General features: G+C 72.3%; 17 protein-coding genes. 4 read left to right on the top strand and 13 right to left on the bottom strand.

What is annotated here, in order from left to right; all coding sequences use genetic code 11:
* Nucleotides 1-86: 86 nt before the first annotated feature.
* On the bottom strand, nucleotides 87-560 hold the full coding sequence (locus tag AB0C62_RS14245) for a hypothetical protein (protein WP_362972816.1): 474 nt from the start codon (nucleotides 558-560) through the stop codon (nucleotides 87-89).
* A gap of 219 nt (nucleotides 561-779) precedes the next feature.
* Between AB0C62_RS14245 and sthA the strand changes: the two genes are divergently transcribed.
* Entirely contained in the window at nucleotides 780-2,183 is a 1,404-nt protein-coding gene (gene sthA, locus AB0C62_RS14250; RefSeq protein ID WP_362972818.1) for a Si-specific NAD(P)(+) transhydrogenase, read from the top strand.
* Nucleotides 2,184-2,243: 60 nt separating this feature from the next.
* Here the strand turns inward: sthA and AB0C62_RS14255 are convergent, their stop codons facing one another.
* The 3 genes from AB0C62_RS14255 to AB0C62_RS14265 form a co-directional block, all read right to left on the bottom strand.
* The gene (locus AB0C62_RS14255) at nucleotides 2,244-3,746 is read right to left on the bottom strand and encodes a metallophosphoesterase (protein ID WP_362972820.1); all 1,503 of its coding nucleotides are present in this window, start codon (nucleotides 3,744-3,746) and stop codon (nucleotides 2,244-2,246) included.
* A 62-nt stretch (nucleotides 3,747-3,808) separates the two neighbouring features.
* Entirely contained in the window at nucleotides 3,809-4,828 is a 1,020-nt protein-coding gene (locus AB0C62_RS14260; RefSeq protein ID WP_362972822.1) for an LLM class flavin-dependent oxidoreductase, read from the bottom strand.
* 303 nt (nucleotides 4,829-5,131) lie between these two features.
* Nucleotides 5,132-5,329, bottom strand: coding sequence for a hypothetical protein (locus AB0C62_RS14265; RefSeq protein WP_362972824.1), 198 nt, complete (start codon nucleotides 5,327-5,329; stop codon nucleotides 5,132-5,134).
* Nucleotides 5,330-5,596: 267 nt separating this feature from the next.
* Between AB0C62_RS14265 and AB0C62_RS14270 the strand changes: the two genes are divergently transcribed.
* Together AB0C62_RS14270 and AB0C62_RS14275 are read left to right on the top strand one after the other, a co-directional pair.
* Nucleotides 5,597-6,454 carry a MoxR family ATPase gene (locus AB0C62_RS14270; protein WP_362972903.1) on the top strand — a complete coding sequence of 286 codons (858 nt, stop codon included), beginning with the start codon at nucleotides 5,597-5,599 and terminating at the stop codon, nucleotides 6,452-6,454.
* Nucleotides 6,451-7,821 carry a VWA domain-containing protein gene (locus tag AB0C62_RS14275; protein WP_362972826.1) on the top strand — a complete coding sequence of 457 codons (1,371 nt, stop codon included), beginning with the start codon at nucleotides 6,451-6,453 and terminating at the stop codon, nucleotides 7,819-7,821. The genes AB0C62_RS14270 and AB0C62_RS14275 overlap by 4 nt, the downstream gene beginning before the upstream one ends.
* A 29-nt stretch (nucleotides 7,822-7,850) precedes the next feature.
* Here AB0C62_RS14275 and AB0C62_RS14280 read toward each other — a convergent pair whose 3' ends face one another.
* Both AB0C62_RS14280 and AB0C62_RS14285 read right to left on the bottom strand, forming a co-directional pair.
* Complete coding sequence (locus tag AB0C62_RS14280) at nucleotides 7,851-8,822, bottom strand: alpha/beta hydrolase (RefSeq protein ID WP_362972828.1); 972 nt, start codon at nucleotides 8,820-8,822, stop codon at nucleotides 7,851-7,853.
* A gap of 153 nt (nucleotides 8,823-8,975) precedes the next feature.
* The gene (locus AB0C62_RS14285; RefSeq protein ID WP_362972829.1) at nucleotides 8,976-9,938 is read right to left on the bottom strand and encodes a zinc-binding alcohol dehydrogenase family protein; all 963 of its coding nucleotides are present in this window, start codon (nucleotides 9,936-9,938) and stop codon (nucleotides 8,976-8,978) included.
* 249 nt (nucleotides 9,939-10,187) lie between these two features.
* Between AB0C62_RS14285 and AB0C62_RS14290 the strand changes: the two genes are divergently transcribed.
* Complete coding sequence (locus AB0C62_RS14290; RefSeq protein WP_362972831.1) at nucleotides 10,188-10,661, top strand: MarR family transcriptional regulator; 474 nt, start codon at nucleotides 10,188-10,190, stop codon at nucleotides 10,659-10,661.
* A gap of 62 nt (nucleotides 10,662-10,723) precedes the next feature.
* Here AB0C62_RS14290 and AB0C62_RS14295 read toward each other — a convergent pair whose 3' ends face one another.
* The 7 genes from AB0C62_RS14295 to pelF all read right to left on the bottom strand — a co-directional run bounded on the left by AB0C62_RS14295 (nucleotide 10,724) and on the right by pelF (nucleotide 19,233).
* On the bottom strand, nucleotides 10,724-12,586 hold the full coding sequence (locus tag AB0C62_RS14295) for a M1 family aminopeptidase (RefSeq protein WP_362972833.1): 1,863 nt from the start codon (nucleotides 12,584-12,586) through the stop codon (nucleotides 10,724-10,726).
* Between the two features lie 295 nt (nucleotides 12,587-12,881).
* Nucleotides 12,882-13,544 carry a spherulation-specific family 4 protein gene (locus tag AB0C62_RS14300; protein WP_362972835.1) on the bottom strand — a complete coding sequence of 221 codons (663 nt, stop codon included), beginning with the start codon at nucleotides 13,542-13,544 and terminating at the stop codon, nucleotides 12,882-12,884.
* Nucleotides 13,541-14,470 carry an NAD(P)-dependent oxidoreductase gene (locus AB0C62_RS14305; protein WP_362972837.1) on the bottom strand — a complete coding sequence of 310 codons (930 nt, stop codon included), beginning with the start codon at nucleotides 14,468-14,470 and terminating at the stop codon, nucleotides 13,541-13,543. Before AB0C62_RS14305 ends, AB0C62_RS14300 begins: the two co-directional genes overlap by 4 nt.
* Before the next feature lie 7 nt (nucleotides 14,471-14,477).
* The gene (locus AB0C62_RS14310; protein ID WP_362972839.1) at nucleotides 14,478-15,191 is read right to left on the bottom strand and encodes a sugar phosphate nucleotidyltransferase; all 714 of its coding nucleotides are present in this window, start codon (nucleotides 15,189-15,191) and stop codon (nucleotides 14,478-14,480) included.
* A gap of 32 nt (nucleotides 15,192-15,223) precedes the next feature.
* Nucleotides 15,224-16,225 carry a GDP-mannose 4,6-dehydratase gene (locus AB0C62_RS14315; protein ID WP_362972841.1) on the bottom strand — a complete coding sequence of 334 codons (1,002 nt, stop codon included), beginning with the start codon at nucleotides 16,223-16,225 and terminating at the stop codon, nucleotides 15,224-15,226.
* 102 nt (nucleotides 16,226-16,327) lie between these two features.
* Nucleotides 16,328-17,698, bottom strand: a complete 1,371-nt coding sequence (locus AB0C62_RS14320; protein WP_362972843.1) for a hypothetical protein — start codon at nucleotides 17,696-17,698, stop codon at nucleotides 16,328-16,330.
* A complete protein-coding gene (gene pelF / locus AB0C62_RS14325) occupies nucleotides 17,695-19,233 on the bottom strand; it encodes a GT4 family glycosyltransferase PelF (protein ID WP_362972845.1) in 1,539 nt (512 codons plus the stop codon). Before pelF ends, AB0C62_RS14320 begins: the two co-directional genes overlap by 4 nt.
* Between the last annotated feature and the right edge of the window lie 44 nt (nucleotides 19,234-19,277).

The following is a 19,277-nucleotide window of genomic DNA, read 5'->3' on the forward strand; positions in this document are numbered from 1 at the left end:
CTCCGAATTCCTTCTCCGCGCGGCCTCTTTTCGGCGAAGGGCGGCCGGAGAGGGCCTTGCGCCCGGCGGGATCGGGGGGACGGACGTCACGCCGTCGCGGGGCCCGTGCCGCGTTCGGCCCGGCGGCGGACGGACGCCAGCAGGCGCCGCGTCGCCCACGCGTGCGCTCCCGTTCCCACGACGAGCCGGCGGTAGACGCCGCCGGCGGCGCCGGGGAACGCGGCCCGGGTCTCCGCCGTCAACACCGAACAGCCCCGGTCGGTCCGCTCGATGCGGAAGACCAGGGCGTAGGACGAGAACCGATGACCACCCTCCAGCACGAGTTCGCGCTCCGGGAGCGCCGAGACCACATGGAAGCCGGGGAGTGCGGAGCCCGTCGCGAAGGGGCGTGGACCCGTTGCCGCGCGGTCGGTACAGCCGACCAGGCGTGCGTACCCGGTGGCGCCGGGGCGGGCGCCGGAACGGTCGAGGACCTCGCCCAGCGCCCGCCAGAGGACGTCGGGCGCCGCCGCGACGACGGTCGTGTGGTCGTCGACGTACGGCAACGCGTTCCTCGGCATCCAAGCCTCCACGAGTGGGTCCCGGCCCCGCCGCCCATGATGGCGCGCTCCGGGCGGGCGTGCCCGGTACGCCGTCGGGGGCGGGACGGAGCCGGGAGTGACCCGAGTGGTCGACGGCGTCCCCGGGAGACCCCGGCGCCGGTCCCGGTGTCCGGGTTCCGTCGAACTATCCTCCGTTCGCCCTTTCGAGGAGAGGCCTCCGACTGACAGACTCCGGAGGTGCCAGACTTCGACATGCTCGTCATCGGATCCGGCCCGGGCGGCCAGAAGGCTGCCATCGCCGCAGCCAAGCTCGGCCGTCGGGTCGCTGTCATCGATCGCCCCGACATGGTCGGTGGGGTCTCCATCCACACCGGAACGATCCCCTCCAAGACGCTGCGTGAGGCGGTCCTCTACCTCAGCGGCCTCAGCCAGCGGGACCTGTACGGCCAGAGCTACCGGCTCAAGGAGGACATCACCGTCGCCGACCTGACCGCGCGCACCGAGCACGTGGTGAGTCGTGAGGTCGACGTCATCCGCAGCCAGCTCTCCCGCAACCACGTCGCCCTCTTCGCCGGCACCGGCCGCTTCGTGGACGACCACACCGTCGCCCTGGTCGAAGTCAACGGCAACGAGAGGCTGTTGAGCGCCGACCACATCGTCATCGCCACGGGCACGCGTCCGGCGCGCCCCGACACCGTCGAGTTCGACGGGCGGACGATCATGGACTCGGACAACGTGCTGAACCTGGAGCAGGTACCGCGCTCCATGGTCATCGTCGGAGCCGGTGTGATCGGCATGGAGTACGCCTCCATGTTCGCCGCCCTCGGATCCAAGGTCACGGTCGTCGAGAAGCGCTCCGGGATGCTCGACTTCTGTGACGTCGAGGTGATCGAGTCGCTCAAGTACCACCTGCGGGATCTCGCCGTCACCTTCCGGTTCGGGGAGACCGTCGCCGCCGTCGAACGGCACGCCCGGGGCACGCTCACGGTCCTGGAGAGCGGCAAGAAGATACCCGCCGACGCCGTCATGTACTCGGCGGGCCGGCAGGGCCTCACCGACGAACTCGACCTGGACAAGGCGGGGTTGTCCGCGGACCGGCGCGGCAGGATCACCGTCGACGAGCACTACCGCACCGAGGTCCCGCACATCTACGCCGTCGGCGACGTCATCGGCTTCCCGGCCCTCGCGGCGACCTCGATGGAGCAGGGCCGGACGGCGGCCTACCACGCCTGCGGTGAGCCGGTGAACCGGATGCACGACCTTCAGCCGATCGGCATCTACACCATTCCCGAGATCAGCTTCATCGGGAAGACGGAGGACCAGCTCACCGAGGAGTGCGTGCCCTTCGAGGTGGGCGTGTCCCGGTACCGGGAGCTGGCCCGCGGGCAGATCATCGGCGACTCGCACGGCATGCTGAAGCTGCTGGTCTCGCCCGACGACCGCAAGCTGCTCGGCGTCCACTGCTTCGGCACCGGAGCGACCGAACTGATCCACATCGGCCAGTCGGTGATGGGCTGCGGCGGCACGGTCGACTATCTGGTCGACGCGGTGTTCAACTACCCGACCCTCGCCGAGTCCTACAAGGTCGCCGCACTGGACGCGACCAACAAGATCCGCCAGATCGACCGCCTCCGGGACTGATCGCACCGGGACGGAACGGGTCCGGTCGTGTGACGGCCGGACCCGTTCCGCGGAGCGGTGTCAGCGCAACGGGATGGTCACCTCGTCCTCGACGGGCGGATCGATCTCGTGGTCGAGGGTGCCGGTCGCGGAGTGGCAGCGCAGATGCACCGAGGACGGCGTGACGTCCAGCCGCAGGAAGCACTTGAAGAACGGCGGGCTGTACGTCGCCGAGCCCGGCGAGAACAACTGCGTGTACGTCTTGCGGACCGGGAGCCGGAAGTGCGAGTTCCGGTCGGGGCGCCGTCCGGCGCCGAGCAGACTGGCGACGAGGCGGATGCGGCGGGTGAGGCGAACGGGCTCTCCCTGCGTGCGGGTCGGCGGGATGCCGAGCCGCTCGGAGATCACCGCCGTGGCCTCGGCCTCGGTGAGCGTGAAGAAACGGGGCATCCGCAGCCGGCGTCCGTACAGCCTGCTGTAGAAGGCCAGGGAGTCGCCGCGCAGCGGGTAGCAGCGGAACTCGTCCTCGGTGACGTCGGCGACGGAGACCCGGGGGACCGTGTGCGTGGCGTGCATGAACGCCCCGCCGCCACCGGCGACGACGTACTGGATCGTCCGTCCGCCGTCCACCCGTACCGGATAGCGCTGGTAGTTGTGGATGTCGCCGCCGATCGCGGCGACGTAGTGGTGCTCCGGGTCGCGCACGATGGCGTCGACCGTGCCGCCGCCCTCGATGGCGCACGGGTGATGCTCACCGTCCACGTACAGCGGCGACCCGGTCACCAGGATCTTGGGCCGGTCGCCCCGCGACACCTCGCGCAGCCAGCGCCCCTGCTCGGCGTCGATGGTCCCCAGCAGGCCCGTGTCGATGCCGATGATCCGCACCGGTCCGGCGTCGATGGCCCAGTACGGGCCCGGTTGGGCGGCCTGTTGGGACGGTTCGGAACGCAACACCTGTGCCTCGAGGAGGCGTTGCTCGTCGGCAGGGCCCGGCGCGTGCCAGAGCAGCGACCTGAACCAGGCCCGGGTCAGCGGGCGTGGCCGCGCCTCCGGCGCCAGCGGCGGTGCCTCGCAGAAGACGCGCATGAAGCCTTGCAGGTCCTCGTACCAGTCGTGGTTGCCCGGTATCGCGTAGATGGGCGCCGGGTAGTCACGGTAGGGGCGGAAGAACTTCGTGCCGTAGTCTTCGCCGCTGCCCACCGGATAGATCACGTCACTGGCGAGAACGGCGAAGTCCGTCCCCTGACTGGCCCTCAGGAAGCCAGGAACGACAGCGTATTGCGGGTCGTCACCCTCACCGGTGTCGCCGATGACCATGAACGAGAAGTGGTCGGAATCCGTGCGGCGGACGACCGCGTCGGCGGGCGCGCCGGCGGCCACCCGCTGCTCCACCCAGCGCCCCCGGGTCCGGCCCGTGGGGTCCCCGAACCACGAGGCCAGCACGCCGTTGCGAGCGGGCCACAGCGTCCTCGGATCGAGCCAGGAGAGCTTCTCCACCCGGGCGGGCATCAGCCCCTTGTACGTCCCGAGTTGAGCGTTTCCCCAGCCTGCGCCTTCTGCCGTGTCGCGTGAAGAGTGAGCCACGGGTGCACGGTAACAACCGATCTTCCGCGCACCCGGACCAGGGGTCGCCGCTCCGCGCCGGGTCAGGCCGCCGGACGCCAGCCGAGCGCGGGGCCGAGCTTCGTGGCGATGTCGGTGAGGATCTGCACGTAGTCCTCGTGGGCGAGGGTGAACGGCAGAGCGAACGCGACCTCGTCGATCTCCTGGAACGCGGCCTGGGCGTAGAGCTGTTCGGCGATCTGCTCGGACGTTCCGACGAGGTCCGGCGCGAACATCATGCGGGCCGGGCCCTGCGGCGTCGTCGTGCGCGGCAGCCGCTTGCGGGCGTACTCCTCGTACGTCGCCCGCTGCGCGGGTGTGGCGCTGTCCGTCGGGATCACGACGAGGCCCTGGGAGACACGGGCCCGGTCGCCGTCCGGGTGCGCGGAGCGGAACGCCCGGACGTGGCTGAGCTGGACCTCGGCGAAGTCCTCGGACTCCTCGGCCTTCACGACACTGCTGGTCAGGAAGTTCATGCCGTGTTCGCCCGCCCACCGTGCGGACCGCAGGCTGCCTCCGCCGTACCACATTCGGCTGCCCAGGCCGGGGGAGTGCGGCTGCACGCGGTCGGAGAACACCTCGAAGCCCTCCACCCCGCTGAAGTCGGTGGCCGGCTTGCCCCGCACGAAGTCCAGCAGCCGCTCCACCCGCGCGTAGCCGAAGTCCTCCGACTCGGCGGTGTCGGGGTGGAGCGCGTGCTTCACCTGCTCGTAGTGCATGGGCGGGCCGACGCTGACACCCGGGTTGAGGCGGCCCCCGGACAGCACGTCCACGGTCGCCAGGTCCTCGGCCAGCCGCAGCGGGTTCTCCCAGCCCACCGGGGTGACAGCCGTCCCCAGCTCGATACGGCGGGTGCGCTGCGAGGCGGCGGCGAGGACGGCGACGGGCGAGGAGATGCCGTACTGGAGGTGGCGGTGCCGCAGCCAGGCGCTGTCGAAGCCGAGCCGTTCGCCCAGTTCGATGATCTCCAGCGTCGACTCGTGGCCACGCCCGGGATCGTTCCCGTCGAACAGCCCGATGGTCAGGAAGCCCAGCTTCCGCAAGGGACGTGAGGGCAGGGGCACAGGCTCCTCCAACGGTCGCGGCACGGTCTGCCGAACACCAGCGCTACCGCCGATTGTCGCAGGCGATCACCGCGGACCGCGCGGAGGACCCGGCAGCTCACAGCGCCACGGCGCGGACGAAGGGCGACCGTCCGGCACGGGACTTGTCGAAGGGACTGCGCGAGACCCGTCGCGCATGGCACCGTGGACGCAGGGTCTGGCCCGTCACTCCCCCCGTGGTGACGGGCCAGACCTCTGCGCCGGCCCGCGTCACCCGCCGATGGGGCGAGGTGAGCTGGTTCCGGGCAGCGGCGTCGTGCGCCGCTACTGGTAACAGGGGCTACCGCACAGCGGTGTGACCCTGCTGCTTCCGCCGACGCCGGCCGCCGGCTGGTCGCCCTGCGGTGCGACGGCCGGAACCCGGCTCGTCTCCCAGGGCATCGGGACCGCTACGGCCTGCGGGCCGACGGCGGTGAAGGCGGCCGCGGCGACGAACACCGCGGCGATCCCACGCTTGCGCATACGCATACAGATCTCCCCCGGGAGACGGGACGGGCGTCCCTCGGCGCCGTTCGCCTCGGGTGGGGCCGCCGCGGCCCTGGCTCCTTGATGACATACGAGTCCGCCCGGACGCCACACGATTCGACGGTGCTCGAATCGTCGCCGCCGCGCACTCCTCCACGAGGGCCGGGGTGCACGGAGCCGTGGGCGTCGTCACACGTGACAGGTGACCTGAACAAGCGCTTAGATAGTGAGTCCGAGCTCGTCCGCGCGCTGGAGGCACCGTTGCTGTTCACATCCGTCGACGACGTCTCCGCGCGCCTCGCCGGCACCGGCTATCTCGCCTCGCCCGCCGTCGCCACGACGGTCTTCCTGGCCGACCGTCTCGGCAAGCCCCTCCTCGTGGAGGGCCCCGCCGGGGTCGGCAAGACGGAACTCGCCAAGGCCGTCGCCCAGGTGGCCGGGGCCCGGCTGGTGCGCCTCCAGTGCTACGAGGGCGTCGACGAGTCCCGGGCGCTGTACGAGTGGAACCACGCCAAGCAGCTGCTGCGCATCAGCGCGGGGCGTGACGAGAGCTGGGACGAGACGCGGACGGACATCTTCAGCGAGGAGTTCCTGCTGCCGCGTCCCCTGCTGACCGCCATCCGCGGGGACGATCCGAAGGTCCTGCTGATCGACGAGACGGACAAGGCCGACGTCGAGGTCGAGGGACTGCTCCTCGAAGTCCTCAGCGACTTCCAGGTCACCGTCCCGGAGCTGGGCACCATCGCCGCCACCAGCCGGCCCTTCGTGGTGCTCACCTCGAACGCGAGCCGTGAACTGTCCGAGGCCCTGCGCCGCCGCTGTCTGTTCCTCCACATCGGTTTCCCCGACGAGGAGTTGGAGCGTCGCATCGTGCGCCTGAAGGTGCCCGGCCTCGACCGGGCGCTCACGGAGTCGGTGGTGCGGGTCGTGGGCGCGCTGCGCGAGATGGACCTGCGCAAGGTCCCGTCCGTCGCCGAAACCATCGACTGGGCCCGCACGTTGCTCGCGCTCGGCGCCGACACCCTCGACGAGGACGTCGTGCGCGACAGCCTCGGCGTCATCCTCAAGCACCAGGACGACATCCTGAAGGCGGCGGCCAAGCTCGACCTGGGTGCCGTGTGACCGCCGCCGACCCGGCGGCCGGTGTCGCGGACCGGCTGACCGGACTGGTCGGCGCGCTCCGCTCGCACGGCGTGCGGATCGGCACCGGGGAGACCGTGGACGCCGCGCAGGCGGTCGAGGCGCTCGGTCTCACGGACCGCGACCTGCTGCGGGAGGGCCTCGCGGCCACGCTCCTGCACAACCCGGGACAGCGGCGGGTGTTCGACCCCGTCTTCGACGTCTACTTCCCCCGGGGCGTCGGAGCGCCCGACGCCACCGCGCCCGCGGACCGGGACGACCTGCGGGACCGGCTCGCTGCCGCGCTGGCCGCCGACGACCGCGCCCTCATGGCCCGGCTGGCCATGGAGGCGGTCGACGGCTTCGGCGGATACGGCGGTACGACGGCCACGGACGGCTGGTCGTCGTACCAGACGCTCGACCGCCTCCGGCCACAGACGCTGATGGCTCGGGTCCGGGACACGGTCCGCGCGGACGGCGGGGCGCCGGGGTTCACCGACCGGCTGCTGGAGGACGAGATCAGGGGGCGCATCGAGGCGTTCCGCCGGCTGGTGGCGTCGGAGGCGCGCCGCCGGGTCGCCGAGCGGCGCGACCGTGACGAGATCGCCCGGCGCGCGGTGGCCACGACCGCCGACCGCGTCGACTTCCTGTTCGCGGGCCGCGACCGCCTCGCCGAACTGCGCAGGGTCGTCCAGCCGCTCGCGCGCAAACTGGCCACCCGGCTCGCCGCGCGCCGCCGCAGGGCCCGGCGCGGCACCATCGACCTGCGGCGGACCCTGCGCGGGTCGCTGTCCACGGGCGGGGTGCCGATGCGTCCGGTGCTGCGCCGACGCCGACCGGTGCGGCCCGAACTGGTCCTGCTGTGCGATGTGTCGGGCTCGGTCTCGGGGTTCTCCGACTTCACGATGTTGTTGGTGCAGGCCTTGCACGACCAGTTCAGCAAGGTGCGGGTGTTCGCCTTCGTCAACCGGGTCGACGAGGTCACGGGGCTGCTCGTGCACGGCGCCGCCGACCCGGACGGGCTGAGCGCCCGGATCGGCGCGGAGGCCACCCTCACCGGCTGGCACGACAGCAGCGACTACGGAGTGCCGTTCGGCGAGTTCACCGAGCGGTACTCCGGCGCGGTCGGCGCCCGGACGACCGTCTTCGTGCTCGGGGACGCCCGGACGAACAACAGCGACCCGAACCTGCCCGCGGTCCGCCGGCTCACCCGGCAGGCCCGCCGTGTCTACTGGCTGAATCCCGAGGCGCGTTCGCAGTGGGGCACGGGTGACTCCGTGGCCCCCGCCTACGCCGAACTCGTCGAGATGCACGAGTGCCGCAACGCCCAGCAGCTCAGTGCCCTGATCGGCCGCCTCCTGCCCGTCTGAGCCGGCCCGCTTGGACACCGGCCCGCCGGTCAGGGGGCGAGCAGCCTGCGGAGCCAGGTGACGCGCGCTGCGCGGGCGGTGCGAGAGAGCGGGGTGTGCGGGGCGAAGGAGTCGAAGCCGTGGAAACCGCCGGGCCACACGTGCAGTTCGGCGACGCCGCCGGCCTGCCAGATCCGTGAGGCGTAGTCGACGACCTCGTCCCGGAAGGTCTCAGCGGAGCCGACGTCGAGGAAGGCCGGCGGCAGCCCGGAGAGGTCGGTGGCCCGGGCGGGAGCGGCGTACGCGGGGACGTCGGGGCCGCCTCGGGCGTCGCCCAGCACGGCGGTCCAGGCGGTCTCGTTCGCCGTACGGTCCCAGGCGCCGACGCCCGCCATCTGGTACGCGGACGGAGTGTCGTTGCGGTCGTCGAGCATCGGGTACATCAGGACCTGGCCGATCGGCCGCGGGCCCCCGCGATCCCGGCTGAGCAGGGCGAGCGCAGCCGTCAGGCCGCCGCCCGCGCTGGCGCCCGCGACGACGATCCGCTCCGGATCGCCGCCGAACTCCGCCGCGTGCCGCGCCGTCCACAGCAGACCGGCGTAGACGTCCTCCACCCCTGCCGGGTACGGGTGTTCGGGCGCCAGCCGGTACTCCACGGACACCACGATCGCGTCCAGCTCCCTCGCCCACTCCAGGACGATCTCCACCCCGGCCCGGTTGTTGCCGAGGATCATGCCGCCGCCGTGGGCGTGGTAGATCACCGGACGCGGCCCCTCCCGCGGAGGTGCGGCGGGCGTGACCACGAACAGTGAGACGTCGGGGGCGCCTTCGGGACCCGGCGCCGTCCGGTCGGTGGTCACGAAGGCGCCGTCCTCGGTGAGGTCGAACGCGGGCACCGCGATGTCCGGTCCGGCGTGCAGGGCGGTGATGTCCTCCAGGCTCAGCCCGGACGGCATCGACGGGCCGACCGCGGCGAGCGCGGCCGCGAGGTCGGGGTCGAACGGGGGCGGTACCAGCAGCATGACGTCTCCTCGTGCTGAGCCCGGCGGCTCGTTCGACCATGATCGGCGCCCTGCCCCCGGACCGGGAGCCGCCGTGTGGCGGAACCTGCCCCCGACGGGGCGGCCCATGCCCGTCAGGCGCCTCCCGGGAAGGGTGAGGGGCGTCGGGTGAGGTCAGTGCGGGGCCAGCACGATGCGCTGTCCGGGGGCGGTCGGTGCGCTCCACGCGCGCTCCACCTCGGAGAGCGGGAGGACGAGGGGGTCGACGGCGAAGGTTCCCGACGCGATCTCCGCGGCGAGGGAGGGGAGTTCGGCGACGATCCCCGCGGTGGTGACCGAGCCCTGACCGCTGCCCATGATCTGGAGGTTGGCGGCCCGCAGCAGGAAGGACGGCAGGGTGATCTCCGCGCCGGCCATGGACCCGATCTGGATCCAGGCCAGCGCCCTGCCGCGCTCCGCGCGCGCGGTGAGAAGGGCGGGCATGGCCTGTTCGGCGGCCGGTCCCCACAGGTAGTCGACGACGACGTCCACGTCGGCGGCGCTCGCGGCGAGCCGGTCGGCGACCTCCTTGGGTTCGCCCAGCAGGGAGACGATGTCGTCCGCTCCGAGCCGGGACACCAGGTCCAGCCGCTCGCCGTCCCGTCCGGCGGCGACGACGTGCCCCGCGCCGAGGTGGCGTGCGATCTGGACGGCGAGCTGTCCCGCGTTGCCGGTCGCGCCCAGCACCAGGACACCGGCGCCCGGCCGGAGTGCGACGCGGCGGCGCAGGGCGATCCAGGAGGACATGGCCGGGTTCATGGCGGCGGCCACGGCGACCGGGTCGGTGCCGTCCGGCAGGGCGATGGCGCGACGGCGGTCGACCACGGCGCGCTCGGCCATGGTGCCCGGCGCGTCGTCGCCGGCGACGAAGTAGAGCAGGTCCCCCCGGTCGGTGCGGCCGACGCCGTCCACACCCGGGACGAGGGGCAGCACGCCGTCCGAGGTGTAGTGGGAGCCGTCGGCGGCGGAGCGGACGCGGGGGTGGAGACCGGCGGCGAGGACGTCGACGAGCACCTCGTGCTCACCGTGGGGCTCGGGGGTGTCGAAGACGTCGAAACGGGGCGGAGCGTCGAACGAGCGGACGACAGCGGCGTGCATGGGGTGCCTCCTGGGCCGGGCCGGGACATCGTGAACGAGGGCAGACCGGCGCGAGAGGACTCGGCCATTTGGTTTGCGTCACGTACTACTTCGACGGTAGTTTGCGGCACGTACTAAGTCAAGGTAGTTTGGGCCACGTACTTGAGGGGAGCGGTCGGCTCCGCGAGGGTCGTCACTGGCGCCCGGCCCGGGACACCGTCCTGAACGCCGCACCGGCACGCCGCGCCCGGACCAGGAGGGGAAACCGCCATGCCCGTCAGTCACACCCGGGAACCGGCCCACGAGCCGGAGGTCGACGGACTGCGGGACGCCGTCGACGCCCTGGTCCAGTTGTCGTTCCTGGTGCAGGGCGTGCTGGCGCGCATGGCGTCCGAGCACGACCTGTCCCTGATCCAGGTCCGCCTGCTCGGCATCCTGCGCGACCGCAGGCCGGGCATGCTCGAACTCGCCCGGCTGCTGGGCCTGGACAAGTCCTCGATGACCGGCCTGGTCTCCCGCGCCGAGAAGCGCGGCCTGGTCCGGCGGATCCCGTCACCCGACGACGGCCGCGCCGTTCTGGTCGAACTGACGGACGCGGGCCGGGAACTCGCGGGCCGCTGCACCACGGAGATGGACCGCGAGATCGTCACCCTGACGGCGTCACTGACCGCCGCCGAGCGCACCCAGGTCACGGCCCTGGCCGGAAAGATCCTGAGCAACGCCCAGGTGACGGGCGCGGGTTGACGGAAACGCCGATCCGCCGCGGCGACACCCGGGGGTGACACCACGGCGGATCGGCGCGAGGGTCAGCCCTCGATGCGGTGGGTCGTCCAGAAGGACGTCAGGTCCGTGGTCGTCGCGGCCTGCGCGGCGGCCTTGAACTCGGCCGTGGTCGAGACTCCGTACCAGTGCGAAGTGGCGTAGTCCTTGAGGAGTTTGGCCATGGCGGTGTCACCGAGGAGTCGCCGCAGGTCGTGCAGGGCGCACTTGCCGTAGCCGTAGATGACGGTGGAGTAGCGGGACGAGTGCGCGTCCCAGTACGCCATCGAGTTGGTGATCTTCTCCGCGGACGAGGCCCAGGAGACGCTGTTCCAGCAACTGGCCCCGGTCTTGTTCTGCGCGAGGTCGGTCGCGTAGTCCGTGAACGCCTCGTCCAGCCACGGGCTGTTGTACTCGTCGTCGCCGACGATCCCGTAGAACCACTGGTGACCGATCTCGTGCGTCAGCGCCGTGGTGCTCACCAGGTCGAGGACGAACCCGGGGTACTCCATGCCGCCGAACCAGAAGTTGTTGTCGATCACCGCGTCCAGCTCGCCGTACGGGTAGGCGCCGAAGCGCGCCGCGTGGGCGTCCACGGCGGACTTGGCCGTGGTCAGCATCGACTGGGCGTTGGCGGAGCTGATGCCCGAGACGGAGTAGACGTTGACGGCCGTGCCGGCGGGGGAGGTGCCCGAGATCTTGGTGAAGGGGCCCGCCGCCCAGGCGAAGTCACGCACCTTGGACGCGGTGGCCGTGGTGACGGTGCGTCCGCTGGAGCCGGGGGTGTCGACCGAGGTGCCGGTCGCCGGGACGAGCAGGCTCGTCGGGTGGTCCAGGGTGACCTTGAAGTCGGCGGCCAGCGAGTAGAAGGACTCGCCGTTGTTCGTGTACGGGTCGAGGTGCCAGCCCGCGCCGTCCTTCACCGCGAGCACCGGCAGGGCGTTGCCGATGAAGCTGAACGCCCCGTCGTAGCCGAAGCGGTCGGCGCCACTCGGCACGGTGATGCCCAGGTCGAAGCCGATCGTCGTGCTCTGCCCCTGGGCCAGCGGCGACGCCAGCGTGATCTTCTGGGCGGTGCAGGCGACCGAGAGGGCACCCGCGGTACCCCCGGTGACGTTGCTGACGGTGATGGGCGGCGCGGTGCACGTGCCGTGGTAGTTGTCCCACAGCCTCAGGTACACCTCGCTGAGCGCGGTGGAGGAGGCGTTGGTGAAGGTCGCGCTCTCGTGACCGGTCCAGACGGTGCCGGCGGTGTTGCTGCTCAGGCTGACCGTGTACGCGGGCGCCGCGGGAGTGCGGGCGGAGTCGGCCGGCGGGGTCGTGTCACCTGAGGTGGTGAGAGCGACGTCGTCGAGGACGAAGCTGGTCTGCAGGCTGGAGTCCTCGGTGCCCGTGAACGCGACGGTCACGGTCTGGCCGGCGAACGCCGACACGTCGAACGACTTCTGCGCGTACCCCGTGGCCTTGTTGAGGTTCGAGTACGTCGCCAGCGTGGTGCTGCCTATCTTGGCGGTCAGCTTGTCGTACGCGGTCGACGAGGTCGTCTCGGCCGTGTCGATGTGCAGCCAGAAGGTCAGGCTGGCGCTGCTGCACCCGGACGGGATCGTCACGCTCTGCGAGAGCGTGTCCGTGTGGGTGCTGCCGACGCCGTCCAGCCAGGCGAAGCTGCTGCCGCCGTGGGCGGTCTGCCCCGAGCGGCTGGTGATCACGCTCGTCGACGACTGCGTCCAGGGCGAAGTGCCGCTCTCGAAGCCGCCGTTGGTGACGACCTGGGCCGGGGTGCAGGCTGCTGCCGCCGACGGGGCCGCCTGCGGCGCGGCCGCCACGGGGGTGCTGGGGAGACAGACGGCGGCCAGGGCGGCGACGGCGAGGACGCGTGCCACGATGGCCTTGCGGGGGGTTGGTCTCACACGAAACTCCTTTGAGGCGGCCGGATTCCGGCCTGCTCGGTGGCCGCCCGCGACGACTGGGGTGCGCCGGGTGGACGGCCGCGGGCCGCGCGCGGGTGCGCGCGATCGCTTGGTGAGATGTCCGTCCCGCCGCCCTGGGGTCAGGACGACGGCTCCCGGAAGCGTGGCAGATTTGACCGAGACATGCCATCAAGGGACGGGAAAGGAGAGGGTTCGGTGAATCATGCGAATGCCCGGACCCGGGCCTGCTCCAGCGGAGCGTCCGCCACCGGATCCGGCGCGTCCGTCGGATCCCTCAGGACTCCGGTGTGCTCAGGGCCGGGGTCAATCGGGACCAGGGGTTGGGGAGTTCGCCCGTGACGGGGCCGGTCACCGCCACTCCGCGGTCGCGGGCGGTGCGTACGGCGAGCGGGACCAGCGCTTCCGGGACGCCGTAGACGAGATGGCAGAACCGCTCGGGCGGGTGCCGGGCGGTCCACTCGGGTCTGCTGAACGCCGCGACGTACGTGGACCAGTGGCCCTCGAACGTGACGAGCAGGTCCGCCAGACGCGCGTACCCCGGGGCCGGGTGGACGCCCGGGTTCAAGACCACGGTCTCCGCGCCCAGTCGGCGGATGCTCCGCACCAGCCGCCTGAAGACGGGCAGCGCTTCGGAGGTCGACGCCACCCGGTCGAGGAAACAGCCCTGGGTGCCGTACCAGTCGCCGTGCCGCAGCACCTCGTCCGCGATCTCGTCCGGATCGCGCGCGCCGTAGTCCGTGTCGACATAGCCGAGCAGCCGGGCGCCCGCCTCCCGCAGCGCGCCGGTCGCGGCCGTGAACGCCGGGTCAGGGCCCGTGCCCGGCCCGTCCGCCGGGTTGATCACGACACCGTAGGTGCGGTCGGCCGACGTGATCAGACGGTGCCAGGCGCCGGGGTCCTCACTCGGATGCACATACAGGGGGATCAACAGGCTCATCGCACCCGGTCGCCTTCCGGCCGCCCGACCTGTGCGGCCTCCGAGACGGATGCCCAGAGCGCGGTCAGTGAGTCGTCCAGGGTCAACGAGGGGCGCCAGCCGAGGGATTCACCGGCGGCCGTGATGTCGGAGCACTGCCACGACACCGCGCCGGAACGGTCGGACCCGCCGCCGTTCTCCTCGATCCGCCCTCGGAACCCGGACGCGCGGGCCAGCCCGCCCACCAGGTCCCGCACCGGAACGGCCCTGCCCGCGCCGATGTTGAGGATCCGGGGCAGCGGCCCGGGTGCCTTCGCCGCGGCCACCGCCGCCCGCGCCACATCGCGTACGTCCACGAAGTCGCGGTACGCCGACAGGTCGCCCAGCCGGATCATCGCGTCCGGGTCCGTGCCGGCCGCGCGCAGCAGTCCGGCGATCCTGCCCGGAAGGCCGGCCGGGGGAGCGCCGGGTCCCACCGGGTTGCCCACCCGCAGCACGACCGCGTCCAGCCCGGACGTGCTGACGGTGACCGTCCCGGCGAGCTTGGTGGCTCCGTAGGGGGTGAGGGGGTGGGTCGCCGCCGACTCGGTGACGGCGGTGCCACGGACGCCGGGACCGTACTCGGCGGCCGAGCCCAGATGGACGAGCCGTGCGGCCGGCGCCGCCTCGCGCAGCGCCGCGCAGAGTACGGCGGGGCCACGGGAGTTGACCTCGGCGAGGGTCACGGTGTCACCGCCGGTGGCCCCGGCGCAGTTGATCACGGCGTCGGGTGCTGCCTCGGCCAGCGTCGACGCCAGCCGCTCCCGGCCGTCGGTGGCGAGGTCGACGCCGAACTCCGCGCCGGGCGAGCGGCCGCCGCCGAACACCCGCACGCCCGGCAGGGCGCGCAGGTGCTCGACGACATGGCCGCCCAGATAGCCGGTGAGGCCCAGGACGAGAATGCGCATACGGCGGTCAGGCTCCCTTGAGCAGCAGCGACTTGCGGGTGGTGAACTCGGCGTTCGCCCGGTCGTAGTCGTCCGGGCGGCCGATGTCGAGCCAGTACCCGTCGAAGTCGTAGGCGTGCGGCTCGTTCCGGCTCCGCAGCAGGTCGAGGACCAACTCGTCGAAACCCAAAGGCAGTCCCGGCGTGTACCCGTCGAGCGTGGACCGGGACAGACCGTACACGCCCATCGAGACGCGGTAGTCCATGCTCGGCTTCTCCGTGAAGGCCACCACCTTGCTGTCGGCGGTGGTCAGTACACCGAAGTCGATGTGCACCTTGCGCGCGTACGTCGCGATGGTCAGCGGCGCCCCCGAACTCCGGTGCCGGACGAGGACGTCGGCGAAGTCGAGGTCGGTGAGCACGTCGCCGTTCATCACGAGGAACGACTCCGGGAGCCGTTCCCGCATGGTGAGCAGCGGCCCCATGGTGCCGAGGGGACTGTCCTCCGTGGCGTAGTCGACGGCCAGGCCCCACTGGGAGCCGTTGCCGACGTAGGCGCGGATGATCTCGCCGAGATGGCCTATCGCGATGGTGCAGCCGGTGAACCCGGCCGAGGCGAGCTGGCGGAGCACGATCTCCAGGATCGCGTGCTGGTCGCCGATGGGCACGAGCGGCTTGGGCAGTGCGGTCGTGTAGGGCCGCAGCCGGACGCCCTTGCCTCCCGCGAGAATCACAGCGTGCATGGGGCTCCTCCTTCGTGGTCGTGCCGGACGGGTCAGATGTTGTAGATGCCGGTCTTGTAGCGGGCGAGGTTCGCCGGGTCGCGGAAGAACTCCACGGTGTGCTCGAGCCCCTGTTCGAGCTGGTGGGCCGGGCTCCAGCCGGTCGCCCCGGTGAGCCGGGTCGCGTCGGCGACCAGGCGCATGACCTCGGAGTTGGCCGGCCGGACGCGCTGTGCGTCCTCGCGCACGTCGAGGGCGGTGTCCATCACCTTGCCGATCAGGGCGACCAGGTCGCCGACCGAGATCTCCCCGCCCGTACCGGCGTTGAAGGTGCGGCCGACGACCTGCTCGGCGGGCGCCGTGCCCACCGCGAGGAACGCCTGCGCGGTGTCCCGCACGAACGTGAAGTCGCGCGTCGGACGCAGGTCGCCGAGCGTGATGGTGCGTTCGCCCGCGGCCACCTGGCCGATGACGGTCGGGATGACCGCGCGCATCGACTGACGCGGGCCGAAGGTGTTGAACGGCCGCAGCGTGACCACCGGTGTGCCGAAGCTCGCGTGGTAGCTGTCCGCGAGCCGGTCCCCGCCCGCCTTCGAAGCGGCGTACGGAGACTGCGTGTTGATGGGGTGGTCCTCGGTGATCGGCACGGTCTGCGCGGTGCCGTAGGTCTCGCTGGTGGAGGTGTGCACCAGCCGGGGCGTGCCGAGCGCGCGGACCGCCTCCAGCACGTTGAGGGTGCCGGTCACGTTGGTGTCCACGTAACTGTGCGGCGCCTGGTAGGAGTACGGGATCGCGATCAGCGCGGCCAGGTGGTAGACGCAGTCCGCGCCGTCGGCGAGCCCCCGGACCGAGCCCGGGTCACGGACGTCGCCGAGGACGATCTCGACGTGCTCCAGGACGTCGGGGCTCAGGGTCTCCAGCCAGCCGTACGAGGAGAAGGAGTTGTACTGGGCCATCGCCCTCACCCGGTGCCCGGAGGCGACCAGTGCCTCGGTGAGGTGGGAGCCGATGAAACCCTCGGCTCCGGTGACGGCGGCGAGCGGTGCGGAGGTCAACTCGTGTTTCCTTCCGGTCGGTTGCTCGGGTGATGCGGAGGTGTTTCCGGTGCGTGCGGCGTTCCGTGGAAGCCGTGGTCCGGGCGTCCCGCGGGCCGGTGGTCAGGCGTGCGGGGCGGGCCGCCCCAGCAGCCGTACGGCACAGGCCGTCAGACACAGGGCGGCCGTGCCGCAGAACAGGGAGAGGGCGAGGGCGGTCGGCGGGGAGTGGAGCACCTCGGCCGCGGCGGCCCCGCCGGCCGCCGCGAGACAGACCGCGGCCGGGGGCCAGGCCACCCCGAAGGCCTGGAGCAGCAGCGCGGTCCACAGGGTGGCCGCGAGCAGCAGCAGCGGAGCCGGTTCCGCGCCCGTGAGCAGGGCGGCGGGGAGCAGGGGCAGCACGTAGAGGAGCAGGCAGAGCCCGAGGACGCCCGCCGAGCGCAGCAGGAAGGCGGCCGGGGTCGCCGTCGCCCGCAACGCCGCGACCGACATCCCCCGGTACCGGTACAGCAGCCACTCCGCCGGTCCCATGCTGACCGTCAGCACGATCACGGCGTACGGATGCTGCCGCCCCTCCAGCAGGACCAGGATCCCGGCCGAGAGCCCGAACAGGCCGTACGGCAGGGAACGCAGGAGTGCGGGGCGGGTGCCGCCGGGGGCCGGGTCCGTGGTCAGCACGGCCCGCAGAGCCCAGCCCGCCGCGGCGACCGCGCCGAACACGGACAGCAGCGGGAGCGAGAGCCGCAGCGCGTCTCCCGGTTCCCACCAGGGCAGGGCGAGTGCGCCGGCCACGAGCGGGCCGAGCGCGGCCAGCAGCAGCCGCTCCCCGCCCAGTACCAGCAGCGCCCCGGCCGCCGCGAGATACACGGACTGGGCCGCCGCCACCGCGACCGCCGTGCCGGATCCGGCGATCAGCGATCCGGCCGCGGTCGCGGCGAGCGCGCCGAGCGGCGCCCCCTTGAGCAGGGTGCGGCCCGCCTCGCGGCGGCCCGTGGTCATCCGCAGGTAGGCGCGGTGCCCGAGCGCCTGGCCCCAGGCCCAGGAGACCAGGCCGGCCACCACCAGGACATCGAGGTCGCGGCCCGCGTGCCACAGCGGCCCCGTGAGCAGATAGGCGAGGCCCGGCAGGGCGAACAGCGCCCCGCGCAGCGCGCAGCGCACATGATCGGGTCGCCAGGGGTCGGCGGGCCCGGCCGGCTCCGGGAACGTGCGCGGCACCCGCTCGTAGAGGGCCGAGGCGAGGGAGAAGAGGTTCGGGTGTCCGTACCGCTCCTGGATGACCTCGGCGGTCAGTCCCTCCGACTCCAGCAGAGCGGCCACCTCGTACGGGTGGACGGCCGGCCCGATGCCGTCGGCCAGTTCGGCCGCGAGCAGGTCGACCGCGTCCTGGCGGCTGCCCTCCTCCGGCGCGCGGGGGGCGGGGCGGTCACCGGCGATCCGTAAGGACAGGGTGTCCTGGACGCTGCCGGGTCCGAGGGCCATCGGTCCGCTCATCCGGCCAGGCTCCTCGGTCTCGACGGGACCACCTCGGCGTCGGCCGCCGTGAGCGGGGCTCCGGCCGTCCCGGGAACACCCGGGACGTACCGGCCGAGTGCCGACAGCTCCAGATAGATGGACCGGAAGGTGTCGACGGTCTGGCGCAGCGTGAACTGCTCGATGACGCGCAGCCGGGCCGCCTCGCCCATCGCGTGCCGGCGGGCGGGGTCGCCGAGCAGCTCCAGCGCGGCGGCCGCCATGGCGGCCGGATCCCGCGGCGGTACGACGAGACCGCTGTCGCCGACGGCCTCGCGCACCCCGCCCACGTCGGTGGACACCGTCGCCCGCCCGCACGACATGGCCTCGATCAGGGTGAACGGGAAGCCCTCGCTGATGCTGGAGAGCATCACGACGTTGCCCGCGGCGTACGCGTCCTTGATGTCGTCGACGCGGCCCTCGAAGGTGACGGCGTCCGCGTGTCCGAGTCCGGCGGCCAGCGCCTCGCACCGTTCCCGGTACGCCTCACCGCCGCGCGGTGTGCCCCCGAACAACCGCAGACGGGCGCCCGGGAGTTGCTCGCGGACGAGGGCGAACGCGCGGATCAGCGTCTCCAGGTCCTTGATCGGGTCGACCCGGCCGGCCCAGCTGAGGGTGGGAGACTGCGGCTCCGGACCCGCGGGCGGGAAGGCAGCGGGGTCCACGCCGTTGTACACCGTGCGAATCGCCTCGGGCGCGGCACCACCCTGCTCCTCCCACAGCCGGTTGTACCGGTTGCCGGGGGTGATCAGCGCGGCGCGCCGGTACGTCTCCTCCGCCAGCAGCCGGAAGAAGCCGAGGACGACGGCCTTCACCGGCCAGCGGTACGGCCCGGTGCGATAGCCGAGATAGCGCTCCCGCAGATAGACGCCGTGCTCGGTCAACAGCAGCGGTACGCCGTGCCGTTCGAGGGCGGCGAGGCCGGGCAGCGCGGCGACGCCGCCGCTGACCGCGTGGGCCACTCCGTGCTCGGGCAGCGGCGCGGCCAGCGGGCGCAGCGCGTGCTCCAGCAGGGCGGTCGCGGTCAGGGCGTCGTGCAGGGTCGGCCGGGCCTCCCGTACGGCGAGACCCGGACGGGTCCACACGCCGGTCAGCACGCGGATCGCGTGGTCGCCCCGCAGGAAGGGACTCAGCATCCCGTCCGCCGCGGCCCGCGCCATCGCGTACAGCGCCGCGGGGAACCGTTCCTCCGCGCACGGGTCGAGCAGGGAGGTCAGGAACTGTTCGTAGGCGGCGGCGAGTTGGTTGCGACGGCGACCTCGCGGTGGGCGGCCGTCGGGTGCGGGCCCCCACATGGGGACCGACACGACGCTTGCCACGTGCGCGGGGATGTCCCACACGACGGGCTCGCGGCCGGTGCCGGTGACGGCGACGACGTCGAAGTCGATGTCGGGCATGCCGCAGACGAGTTGGTCGCACCAGACGCTGACGCCGCCGTGACTGTGCGGGTAGGTGCCTTCGGTGAGCAGGGTGACGCGCGTCGCGTTGGGATCGCGCGCGCCGCGGGGAACGTGCATCGGTGTGCTCCACGGCCGAGGTGTGGGGTGGTCGTGCCCGTCCC

It is taken from the genome of Streptomyces sp. NPDC048643 (assembly GCF_040650615.1).
Lineage (GTDB): Bacteria > Actinomycetota > Actinomycetes > Streptomycetales > Streptomycetaceae > Streptomyces.